This is a genomic window from Anaerococcus octavius, from assembly GCF_900445265.1.
GTDB lineage: Bacteria > Bacillota > Clostridia > Tissierellales > Peptoniphilaceae > Anaerococcus > Anaerococcus octavius.
Genome location: NZ_UFTA01000002.1, coordinates 425,174 through 436,838, shown reverse-complemented (window position 1 = coordinate 436,838; position 11,665 = coordinate 425,174). Strand labels below are relative to the sequence as shown.

Sequence of the window (11,665 nt, the reverse complement as noted above, 5' to 3'; positions counted from 1 at the left end):
CTATTTTCTTACAATCTTACCTAAAACCGAATTTATCATTTGATAATCGTTGTTATTAGCATAAGCTTTAGCAAGTTCTACAGCTTCATTTATGGAAACTGATACTGGTATATCCATATAGGTCATTTCATTTAAGCTTAAAAACAAAATAGCTTTTTCTACCCTTGATAAACGACTATATCTTTTATTTAGAGAATCTTGCAATGTTTTTTCTATTTTTTCATAGTTTTCATTATAAGAATTTATAGAATCTCTTATAAAGTCTTCATCTTCCAAACCATGGTAGGCTAAAGCTTTTTCTACATCTGATATTTTATTTATGCTATCTTCGTATATGAGTTTAAAAACCCATTCCCTTTGTTGACTACGCTTCATTAGAATACTAATTTTGGTACATCAACATTGACGCGAGACACTCTTAGTCCAGTCATAGACTCGATTACTCTTACAACGTTTTCTTGAATATCTTTTACAGTTTTTTTGACATTTACATTTTTATCAAGATTTACTATAAGATTTACATGTAATTTGCCGTCTACTTGGCTTACTGTGCTTTTTGGTCCGTTTTGTGAAATATTTAGCTTATTATCATTAGCTTGTGGAGTATGTACTCCATTTATTTCCTCGCTTGCTCTAATTGCAAGTTGGTCTAGGATCTCATTTGCTATTCTCACTTGACCATTTCTAAAATTATTAGCCATTATTTCTCCTTAAACTCTGGATAAATAATCTCCAGTTCTGGTATCAATTTTAATTGTATCGCCTTCATTTACGAATACTGGAACATTTATTACAGCTCCTGTTTCAACTGTTGCAGGTTTTGTAACATTAGTTGCTGTATCACCTTTAATAGCTGGTTCAGTATCTGTTACTACAAGTTCTACAAAATTTGGTGCATCAACGCTAAATGGTTTGCCTTCATAAAATTTAATTTGAACATTATCATTTTCTTTTACATATTGGATAGCTTCTTCTACAGCTTCATATTCAATACCTATTTGTTCAAATGTTTCAGGATCCATAAAGTAGTAAAGTGTACCATCATTGTATAAATATTGCATTTCTTTTGTAGAAATAACAGCATTTTCAAATTTTTCATTTGGGTTAAAAGTTACATCTTTTGTTCCTCCACCCATTACTGATCTAATTTTTGCACGAACAAATGCTGCGCCTTTACCTGGTTTAACGTGCTGAAAATCAACCACTTGGTACACATCATTGTCATATACAAAAGTAACACCTTTTCTTAAGTCATTTGCAGAAATCATAATTCCTCCTATGTAAATTTTCTTTAAATTATTATACCATAATATGCATTTTATTGGAAACAATTATATAGTTATATTTACAATATATATAAAATCTTCTGAATAATGAAATAATTTTTTCTTAGGGTATAAAGATTTTATGAAAACTTTAGCAATTATTTCAGAATTTAATCCCTTTCATAATGGTCATAAATATTTACTTGATCAAGCAAAAGAAAAAACTAAGGCAGATCTTGCTATTACTTTAATGAGTGGTGACTTTGTTCAAAGAGGCGATCCAGCAATAATAGATAAATTTTCTAGATCAGATTGTGCTATGAAGGCTGGTTTTGATATGGTTATTGAAATGCCAGTCTATATAAGCCTGCAATCTGCAGAATACTTTGCCTTAGGGTCTGTTAAGATTTTAGACAAAATGGGCGTTGATTACCTTTGTTTTGGTATAGAAAATGAAGATCCTAATAGTTTTTTAGAAAAAGTCAATTTGCTTATATCAAAGTCTAGTCAATTGGAGACCTTGACTAAAAAAAAACTAGAATCTTCTTCATTTACCAAAGCCCGCTACGATGCCACAGTAGAAATTATCGGTAAAAATAATTTTATCACTTCTAATAATATCTTAGCTTTAGAATATATCAGAGCTATAAAAAAAATAAATTCAAAAATAACCCCTGTTCCTATAAATAGAATATCTTCAGCAAATAAAGATTTTGATTTAAAAAATACAAATATATCCTCATCTACTGCTATAAGGAATAATATTTTTGATAATTATAAAGATCATGTTCCATCTTTTTCATATAAAGCAATTGAATACAGCAAAGAAAATTTTGGTATTCCTAATATGGATTATGAGTTTGGTTTATTTAAATATTTATTATTGATCAATAATAAATCAATGGATGATATCCTAGCTTATGAAATAGGAATGGATAATTACTTAAAAAAAATAGTTTTAAAAAATGATAATTTTTCAAAATTTATAGCAGAAGCAACTACAAAAAGATATACAAGCTCTAGAATTAAAAGATTGATACTTAATTATATTTTAAATAATAAAACTAAGTTTAATGACTATGACCTAGATTTTTATAAAGTCCTAGCCTTTAACCAAAAATCTCAATACATTTTTAGTAACTCAAAATCTAAGCCTGTCCTTACCAAAAAAGATACCGATAAGCTTTCTGTGCCTGATAAAATTATTTTATCTAAAATGCTGGATGCATCAAATATGTATAATTTGGGTCAAGGACGAGAGCTTAACCAAGATTTCACAAAAAAAATAAGACGCTATTAGATTTATACTAATGCGTCTATTTTTTATTAATTAAATACCTCAGTTCCAAAAAATTATATCTAAATACTTATCTTGATTCTAGTATAGATCTTCTATTTTTTTCTAATTGTTGAGCTAGGGTGCTAAAGTTTTCAGATGATGATGAGAATAGTTTGTCTATATATTCATATGATTGTTGCCTGATTTTATTAGCCTCTGTTGCTGCTTCTTGTAAAATTCTATCAGCTTCTGTTCTAGCTTGAAGTGTAATTTCATGGTCAGAAATCATTTTTTGGTATTGTACTTTTGCTTGTTCTTTAAAGCTTTGAATTTCTTTGTCAGCTTGTGCTAGTCTTTCTTCAGCTTCTGCATTGGCTTCACCAATTATTCTATCTTTTTCTTGGTAAGTCCATTCTGCTTGTTTAATTTCTTGTGGCAATGAATCTTTCATTTCATTTAGTATTTCATAAATTTCGTCTGGATCTACTGATACTTTTCGTGAAAAAGGAACAGCACTTGCCTCATCCATGACATCTTCCATTTCGTTTATTAATTCTGTAATTGTGCTTGCCATAAAATCCCCTCCTAGTATTTATATTTCTCTTTCATTTTTATTTCTACATCGTCACTTACAAATGAGGAAATATCTCCCCCAAAACTTGCTACTTCTTTAACCACGCTTGAGCTTATAAATGAATATTTAGGACTACTTAAAAGAAAAACTGTTTCAAGTCCTTCATATAATGACCTATTTACTCTGGCAATGTTTTTTTCATATTCATAGTCCGCCATGCCCCTAAGACCTCTTGCAATTATAGTTGTATCTTCTTCCTTAGCAAAATTTACCATTAGACCATCAAATGTTTTTATTGTAACATTTTTCAAATCGTGCCCTTCTACATCTGATCTAATCATTTCTATTCTCTCTTCAAGGGTAAAAAGAGGTTCTTTACTTCCATTTACTAAAAGTGCAACTATAACTTCATCAAACATAGAGCTTAATCTTTGGATAATATCAAGATGACCATATGTTGGTGGATCGAAGCTTCCAGGATAAATTACTTTCATTTTATATAAATTTTAACTATTTTCCTTCCATAGTTTTTCTCTTTAACGAGATATAAATCATATGTATCAGAAATTTCAATGTACCTATCTGATTCTGTTATTACTATACCATCCTCATTTAACAATTCATAATTTAAAATCAAATCCAAGGAGGTCTTAATAAAATCCTCTGCATAAGGAGGATCTAAAAAATATAGTCAAATTTTATTCCTTGATTTTTATAATTTTCCAATGCCATTTTAAAATCTAATTTGGATAATTCATAATTATCATCTTTGATTTTTTCTATATTTTCCTTTAAAACTCTAAAACTATTTCTATCTGATTCATTGAAATAAACTTTTTCTAATCCTCTTGATAAAAATTCAATGCCCATTTGACCACTACCTGCAAATAAATCTAAGGCATTGCCGTTAGTTTTTATCGGATAAAGCATGTCAAATATTGCTTCTTTTATTTTATTATCAGTCGGTCTAGTATTTTTACCTTTGGGTGCCATAAGGTTAAATCCCTTATATTTCCCCGCTACAACTCTCATCAATTTAAAATAATCCTTCTATCTATCTCAAAAAACTTCTCTATATAAGTAAAATTGACTCCATCAAAATCATTTGCTTTTAGGTAATCAAATATTTCAAAACTTTTTTCTATTTCTTCTTTGCTCATATTTAAAAATTCTATTTTACTTATATTTCTACCATGTTGGATGGCTGATAGTATCTTGCCACCACCTCTTAGGTCAAAGTCTTTTTTTGCTATATCAAAACCGTTTTCATTATTTACCAGTATATTAAGTTTTGAATTATTATCTACATTTTTGCTTACTAAATAGCAAAAAGAATCATAAACTCCTCGCCCTACTCTTCCACGCAATTGGTGGAGAGATGATAGGCCAAAATGATTTGCATTATAAATTACCATAGTATTTGCATTAGCAACATCTATACCAACTTCTATAACTGTTGTAGATATCAAAATATCTATTTTACCATCAGCAAAATCTTTTAATGTCTTGTCCTTTTCCTTAGCTTTCATATTGCCGTGAAGTTTTTTAACATTTTTACTCTTAAATATTTTTTTATATCTTTTATATAAATTTTCTACGCTATTTTTATCATCAGCATCTATGTTATTTGAAACTACATAAACTTGCCTACCTGCTTGTAGATTGTGATTAATCTGATCAAATAAAGATTTTTCCATAACTTCACTTACAATTTTTGTGGTGATTGGTTTTCTTCCTTTGGGTAGTTCATTTATCATAGATAAATCTAAAATTTTTGAAATTCTAATACTTATTGTTCTTGGAATAGGCGTCGCTGTCATTGTAAGATAATTTACTTTTGTCCCTTTTTGTCCTAAAGCTTGCCTTTGTCCAACTCCGAACCTATGCTGCTCATCATTTACTACAAAGCGCAAATCTTTAAAAGAAACATCTTCTTGAATAAGAGCATGAGTTCCTATTACAATATCGATTTCACCGTTATTAAGTTTTGCTTTTATTGCATCTTTATTTTTACTAGATCCTGTTAGTAAAGCAAATTTTAAATCAAACCCTTCTATCAATGATAGATTTTTTTCGTATTGCTGAATAGCCAATACTTCTGTTGGAACCATCATGGCTGCTTGGTAGCCATTTTTGGCAAAAACTATCATAGCAATTATGGCTACAATAGTTTTTCCAGAACCTACATCTCCAATTAGAAGCCTATTCATCAGTACTTTTTTATTAGCATCTGCTAGTATTTCTTTTAATGAAATCAACTGTGACCTTGTTAATTTAAAATCTAAGTGATCTAATATTTTATCCAAATCATAAATAAGTTTTAACTCTTGTGTCGCTTGCAATTCTTTGTTTATATAGTCAATATAAATCAACTCCTTTACAAAATCACTAATCTTTGTTTGAGATTTTGCTTGCATCAATAGAGCTTTATCACTTGGAAAATGAATTTCATTTAGATTTTCATATTTTGATTTAAAAGAAATTTTTTCTAAAATTCTTTTATCAAATATTTCTTCATCGCTATCAAAGTTTTTTAGGGCTTCAAAAATAAATTTTGATAATTGTTTTTGATTAATACCACTAGTTAATGGATAAATGGCAATTATATTTCCTATTTCTTGATCATCTAGATCACAAAATATAGGATTAACTGCTTGGTATATGCCATTTTCATAGGATACTTTGGTAAAAAATTTATAACTTTCATATATCTTTAATTTTTGCTGGGAAAATCTATCATTAAACCAAATAATTTTGATTTTTTGTCCACTTTTCTCTTCTAAAGCAAATAAATAACTAATAATTCCACGTTTTGTTCTGATTTGATTTGAAGTTGAAGTGATTTTCCATATGAAATAATATTTCATATGTGGATTTGCATCTACGACACTAAGCTTATTTGTCCTGTCTTCAAAGCTTGTCGGATAATAATTGTACAAATCAGCTACGGTATATATGTTTAGTTTTCTTAAAGTATCTTTTTTCTTAGGTCCTATACCTTTAAGGTCAAGTAGGTCCATTATTCTAAAGTTATTGTGTAATAATAAACTGGTTGACCACCATAAACTAGTTCAACATCCACGTCTTTATGTTTTTTGCTGATTTTTTTGACTAAATCTTTAGCGTCTTTTTTATCTATATCTTCTCCATAGTATAAAGTAACTAGGGATAAGTCGCTATCTTTTGCTAGGGCATGATCAACTGTTTTTAAAGCTGTATCTACAATTTTTTTATTTGAAGTTACTATATCACCATCTAAGATTCCTAAATAATCATCTCTTGAAATTTCTACACCCTTTATAGATGTATCTCTTATAGAAATGGAAATTTCAGCAACATGGAGATATTTTATAACTTCATTCATATTTTCTACGTTTTCTTCAATACTGCTGTCTGGATCAAATTCAAGCATAGCTGTAAAAGTTTCTGGTATCGACCTTGTTTCAACAACCACTGCATTTTTTTCTGTTATTTCTGCTGCTTGTTTTGCACTCATTATTATGTTTTTATTATTTGGGAATATAATAATATTTTCAGCATTAACACGATCTAGTGAATTGAAAATATCTTCTGTGGAAGGGTTCATTGTTTGTCCACCTGAGATAATTTCATCTATATTCATGGATTCTAAAATAGAATCATAACCTTCTCCACGACTAACTGCTATAAAACCGTATTTTTTAGCTTGGCTTTTCTTTCTCGCTTTAACTTTTTCCATATTTGGATTTAAGTTTGTAAGTTCTGCCTTTAAAATTTCTCCATCTACAGTTAGCATTTGTAGCAAACTATAAGGGTTATCTGTTTTTAAACTAGCTTTTAAGATTTCTTGTTCAAAAGTTTGTTCAATGTCATCAGCCATATTTTCTAAATTTTTTAATATGGTTTGGTAAGATTGTTCTGTAGTTGCTAGTTCAAATTCTAATTCAAATGGCAAATCTTTATAAGCTTTTACATTTTTACTTTCAATATCTTTTATATTAATATCACTATTTAATGCAGAAAAAGCTCCTTTTAATAATGTTATAAGACCTTGTCCACCTGAATCTACAACTCCTGCTTCTTTTAAAACTGGTAGTTGGTTTGGTGTATTATCAAGGGCAATTTGGCCTTCACTAATTATTTCAAATAAATATCTATCAAGGCTTATATCATCAGTGTAAAATTGGTTAGCTTTGTCAGTCATTTTTTGGCTAACTGTAAGGATAGTTCCTTCTGTAGGTTTCATTACTGCTTTGTAGGCAGTTTGATTAGCTATTTGAAAAATTTCTTTAATATCAGAAGTTTCTATTATAGATTTACCTTTTATAGCCTTGGAAAAACCTCTAACAAGTTGGGATAAGATAACTCCTGAATTTCCACGAGCTCCCATCAATGTTCCTTGGGATAATGCTTTGGCAATATCATAGCAAGAATCGCTGTTTAATTGATTAACCTTATCCACCCCAGATTTCATAGTCATGGTCATATTTGTACCTGTATCACCATCTGGCACTGGGAAGACATTTAAAGAATTTACCATCTCCCTATTTTCATTTAACAAATCATAAGCTCCAATAATCATTTGTTGGAGTTTATTAGCATCAATTTCTCTCATATAATACCTACTCACCAATTCCTTGTACTAACACATTTACTTCTGAAACCCTAACATTTAGAGATTTTTCTACAGTGTATTTTACATTATCAATAATATTTTGAGCAACAACTGCAATTCTAACTCCATAAAGAATAAATATAGAAATATTTATGGCAATTGTTCCATCATCTTTCCTATGTATCTCAACACCTTTACTCATATTTTCTAATTTTAAAAGTTGATAAATATCATCTTTTGTAGTTTGAGATGCAAGCCCTACTACTCCGTATGACTCCATAACTGTTGCTGCAACTATATTGCTTATCACAGAATCATCAATAGTAATCTTGCCTAAATTATTTACATATTTTATAGACATTTTATCCTCCATCATTTGGACTAATTATATCATACATATTTTTTATATTATACTCTAAATTATTATCCCTTCTCATCGCTGTATTGACAATATATATTTTTATGTTAATATAAAGACGAGTATATGATAACATTTTCATAATTGCAATAAGTACACTATGAAGTTTGATTATATTTATAAGCTATAAAGGGAATTTTAAGATAAGCCTTTGGCTTTAGTACACACTTAAAATTAATAAATTAATGATAGGAAATAATATGGATTACCTAAAATACGTTGAGGACAATTGTATTAAGTGTGGTTTGTGCACTGATAATTGTCCATTTTTAAGTAAATATAATATTAATTTATTAGGCTTTACTAATAGAAAAGATCTAGCTTATTCATGCTTTTTGTGCAATAAGTGCAGCTATGTTTGTCCAAAGGATCTAAATGGTAAGTATATCTCACTTACTTTTAGAAAAAATAATCCAAAATACAAGCATGTCAAACTTAACAAAGAATCTTATCCTTTTAAAAATCTAGCTAAAAATAAAGGCAGATCTGAAGATCTTTTGTATCTAGGTTGTAATTTTCCTGCTTTTTATCCAGAAAATTCCAAAGCTTTAATAGAATTATTTAAAAAAAATGGTTTTGACTTTTCTATTGATTGCTGTAAAAATCCTGTCGCTAGCACTGGTTTTAAGGAAGAGCCTAGCAAGTCTTTAGAAAAGCAAATTGAAGATTTAAAAATAGATAGGATTGTCACTGCATGTCCAAATTGCTATCATCACATGCAAAATAAATACAAGGTAAAAATAATTTCAATATTTAAATGGCTAGATGAATACGAATATATAAAGGATATAAAAAATCCTTGCAATGTATTTTTCCCATGTTCTGATAGATATAATAAAGAAATTTTTACTATTATCAAAAAACATGCTCCAAAATGCAATGATAAATTTGTAGATACAAATTGTTGTGGAGCCGGAGGCCTTGCAAGCAAAAAAGAAAAAGAAATTGCAGAAAATATGACTGCTTCTATAAAAAATGAGGAAATCTACACATATTGTGCAACTTGTTCTATGCGTTTTTCAAAATACAACAAGGTCCATCATTTTGCATCAGTATTTTTGGGCATAGATGAAGAAGTAAAAACGGACTATTTTAAAAATGCATTAAAAGCAAAATTTTATAAATAGGAGAGTTAAAAGGAAACTATGGAAAAATTAAATATCAATCAACTTATCAGAAAAATTGGTCTTTCTTTTTTCTCTCTTTTCTTAACTATAACTTTTGCAGCTTGTTCTAATCAAAACGCTAATACTAACAAAGATAATAACACACAAGCAGAAGAAGCAGATAATAATAAAGATCAAAAAGAAGATAGCGAAAAAACAGAATAAAGTACTAACAAAGATAGTGAAAATACAAAAAATTCTGACAAACAAACATCAGATAAAACAGATCACAAAGAAAATCTTGATTGCTGTGGAAATGAAAAAAGAGAAATCTTCGTTACAGCTGACGATGTAAAAGAAGTTATCGATGGCAAAGAAGAACTTGATAACTATATAATAGCTGAAGTAACTTGGGGAGAGTCTGATGCTAGCCAAGATTATTTGAAAAATCATATCCCAGGCGCTATCCATATTAATACTGATTCTATAGAAGAAGGACCAGTTTGGAATTTTAAAAGCGATGATGACATTGTAAAATCAATGCTAGATAATGGTATAGACAAAGATACTACAGTATTTTTATATGGTCCCGATTCTGGTGCACCAAGAGTTGCCTTAGCCTACTTAATAGAAGGTGCAGACAACGTAAAATTAATCGATGGTGGTATCAAAGCTTGGATGGATAAAGGTTACGAAACTGAAAAAGAAGAAAATAAAGCAGAAGCCAAAGACGACTTTAAAGCAGAATATCCAGCACATCCAGAAATGATAGTAAGCTTAGATGAAGCTAAAAAAGACATAGAAGATGAAAATAGTGACGTTCAATATATATCTACGAGAGCTTATGAAGAATATATCGGAGAAACTAGCGATTATACCTATATTCCAAAAGCTGGAGAACTTCCAGGTGCAATCTATGGCCATGATGAAGCTGACTATAAAAATGAAAACGGCACATACATCTCCTACACTGATATGCTAGATATGCTAAAAAAAGAAGGTGTTGATCCTAGTAAAGAAATGGTATTTTATTGTGGTACAGGTTGGAGAGCTGCCCTACCAGTTTTAAAATTCTATGAAAAAGGAATAGATGCTAAGTTATTTGATGGCGGCTGGAATGAGTGGCAAATGCATGATGAATTGCCAGTACAAGTTGGTGATCCTAAAGATAATGCTGAAATGACAACAGTTGGCAACTTATCTAATGACAAAGCAAGCAAAGAATAAAAATAAAATAATAAGCATTTTCCAAATTCTTTTCATAATAATTGGACTTTTACTCCAATACTTTACAAAAAAGAAAATGGGAGTGCAAAGAACTTTAATTTACTATAATTATAATTTAGAAAACAATTACCACATTAAATTGATATATATTTTGTTTGCAATTTTATTTTTAACATATATAATTTATAAATGGTTTAAATATAAATATATTAGTCCAATAAGTATTATATCTATATTTGCAATCTTAATATTAGTTTTAGTGGACATCAATATTTTTAAACTAACGAAATATGCCATATCATCGCTATTGATATTGGTAAATATTTTAGAACTTTTTAAAAGAGGAGAAATAATATGAAAAGATCAAACAAATTACTTACACTTATGCTAATCGGTACTTTCGCACTTTCAGCTTGTGGAAATGATGCAAACAAAACTGAACCAGAAAATACCGAAACAACAGAAACTACTGATACAGCAGAAACTAAAGATGATACTGCAACAGATGAACAAACATCTGAAGAAGCTGATACAGAAGAAAATACTGATGAATCTACAGATGATACTGCTGATGAAGAAATCAAAGAAATGACAGGTGAAGAACTAGATAAAATCGAAGAAGATAACAAAAAGAAAGAAAATTATCTTGTAATCGATGTTCGTGATGAAGATTCTTATAAAGATGGACATATCAAACATGCTATTTCCATACCAGCTACTGATCTAGAAGATAAGTTATCAGAAATTGAAGATTGGAAGGATAAATCAGTAGTAGTTGTTGCTGATAAAGCTGAAGATTCAAAAGATGCTTATAAAACACTAGTTGATAATGATTTTACTGATGTCTATAATGCAGAAGGAATGGAAGACTTTGAATATACAACAATTACTAAAGCAAAAACAGTACTTGGAGATGAATTTAAAGAACTAGCTGAAAGTGGAGACTATACAATCGTAGATGGACGTGATGCTAAAGACTACGACGAAGGTCATATGCCAGGAGCAATAAATGTACCATCTGATCAAGTTGATGAATTACTTCCAACTTTACCAACAGATAAACCATTCTTAACACATTGCTATTCAGGAAATAAATCTTTTGATATAGCTAATAAATTAGCTGAAGATGGTCACGAAGTAATCAACGCTTTTGATGGAACAAAAGAATATGATGGATATGATTTATCTGAAAAATAAGGATA

General features: G+C 29.4%; 13 protein-coding genes and 1 pseudogene. 5 read left to right on the top strand and 9 right to left on the bottom strand.

Annotated elements, in window-relative coordinates:
- From nusB to efp, 3 genes are read right to left on the bottom strand one after another with little or no spacing between them, the layout of a single operon-like run.
- Positions 1–375, bottom strand: coding sequence for a transcription antitermination factor NusB (gene nusB / locus DY249_RS02215; RefSeq protein ID WP_115595037.1), 375 nt, complete (start codon positions 373–375; stop codon positions 1–3).
- Positions 375–701 (bottom strand): Asp23/Gls24 family envelope stress response protein, encoded by a 327-nt coding sequence (locus tag DY249_RS02210; protein WP_101539916.1) that lies wholly within the window; start codon positions 699–701, stop codon positions 375–377. Before DY249_RS02210 ends, nusB begins: the two co-directional genes overlap by 1 nt.
- Before the next feature lie 9 nt (positions 702–710).
- Positions 711–1,268 (bottom strand): elongation factor P, encoded by a 558-nt coding sequence (efp, locus tag DY249_RS02205; protein WP_101539915.1) that lies wholly within the window; start codon positions 1,266–1,268, stop codon positions 711–713.
- 139 nt (positions 1,269–1,407) lie between these two features.
- Between efp and DY249_RS02200 the strand changes: the two genes are divergently transcribed.
- Positions 1,408–2,565 carry a tRNA(Met) cytidine acetate ligase gene (locus DY249_RS02200; protein WP_101539914.1) on the top strand — a complete coding sequence of 386 codons (1,158 nt, stop codon included), beginning with the start codon at positions 1,408–1,410 and terminating at the stop codon, positions 2,563–2,565.
- Positions 2,566–2,632: 67 nt separating this feature from the next.
- On the opposite strand, the gene DY249_RS02195 is transcribed toward DY249_RS02200, so the two are convergent.
- The 6 genes and pseudogenes from DY249_RS02195 to DY249_RS02170 form a co-directional block, all read right to left on the bottom strand.
- Entirely contained in the window at positions 2,633–3,118 is a 486-nt protein-coding gene (locus DY249_RS02195) for an ATP synthase subunit B family protein (protein ID WP_101539913.1), read from the bottom strand.
- 11 nt (positions 3,119–3,129) lie between these two features.
- A complete protein-coding gene (coaD, locus tag DY249_RS02190; protein ID WP_115595036.1) occupies positions 3,130–3,612 on the bottom strand; it encodes a pantetheine-phosphate adenylyltransferase in 483 nt (160 codons plus the stop codon).
- Positions 3,609–4,111, bottom strand: a pseudogene (gene rsmD, locus DY249_RS02185) (16S rRNA (guanine(966)-N(2))-methyltransferase RsmD). The gene coaD and the pseudogene rsmD overlap by 4 nt, the downstream one beginning before the upstream one ends.
- A 38-nt stretch (positions 4,112–4,149) precedes the next feature.
- A complete protein-coding gene (locus tag DY249_RS02180) occupies positions 4,150–6,138 on the bottom strand; it encodes an ATP-dependent DNA helicase RecG (protein ID WP_115595035.1) in 1,989 nt (662 codons plus the stop codon).
- The gene (locus DY249_RS02175; protein WP_115595034.1) at positions 6,138–7,712 is read right to left on the bottom strand and encodes a DAK2 domain-containing protein; all 1,575 of its coding nucleotides are present in this window, start codon (positions 7,710–7,712) and stop codon (positions 6,138–6,140) included. The genes DY249_RS02180 and DY249_RS02175 overlap by 1 nt, the downstream gene beginning before the upstream one ends.
- A gap of 7 nt (positions 7,713–7,719) precedes the next feature.
- Positions 7,720–8,073, bottom strand: coding sequence for an Asp23/Gls24 family envelope stress response protein (locus DY249_RS02170; RefSeq protein WP_101539908.1), 354 nt, complete (start codon positions 8,071–8,073; stop codon positions 7,720–7,722).
- Between the two features lie 257 nt (positions 8,074–8,330).
- Between DY249_RS02170 and DY249_RS02165 the strand changes: the two genes are divergently transcribed.
- The 4 genes from DY249_RS02165 (at position 8,331) to DY249_RS02145 (ending at position 11,660) form a co-directional block, all read left to right on the top strand.
- A complete protein-coding gene (locus tag DY249_RS02165; protein WP_245943486.1) occupies positions 8,331–9,257 on the top strand; it encodes a heterodisulfide reductase-related iron-sulfur binding cluster in 927 nt (308 codons plus the stop codon).
- A gap of 18 nt (positions 9,258–9,275) precedes the next feature.
- Positions 9,276–9,461 (top strand): hypothetical protein, encoded by a 186-nt coding sequence (locus DY249_RS02160; RefSeq protein WP_115595032.1) that lies wholly within the window; start codon positions 9,276–9,278, stop codon positions 9,459–9,461.
- Between the two features lie 105 nt (positions 9,462–9,566).
- Positions 9,567–10,463: a sulfurtransferase gene (locus DY249_RS02155; protein WP_342767207.1), complete on the top strand. Its 897-nt coding sequence runs from the start codon at positions 9,567–9,569 to the stop codon at positions 10,461–10,463.
- A 354-nt stretch (positions 10,464–10,817) separates the two neighbouring features.
- Positions 10,818–11,660 (top strand): rhodanese-like domain-containing protein, encoded by an 843-nt coding sequence (locus DY249_RS02145; protein WP_245943485.1) that lies wholly within the window; start codon positions 10,818–10,820, stop codon positions 11,658–11,660.
- The last annotated feature ends 5 nt before the right edge of the window (positions 11,661–11,665 follow it).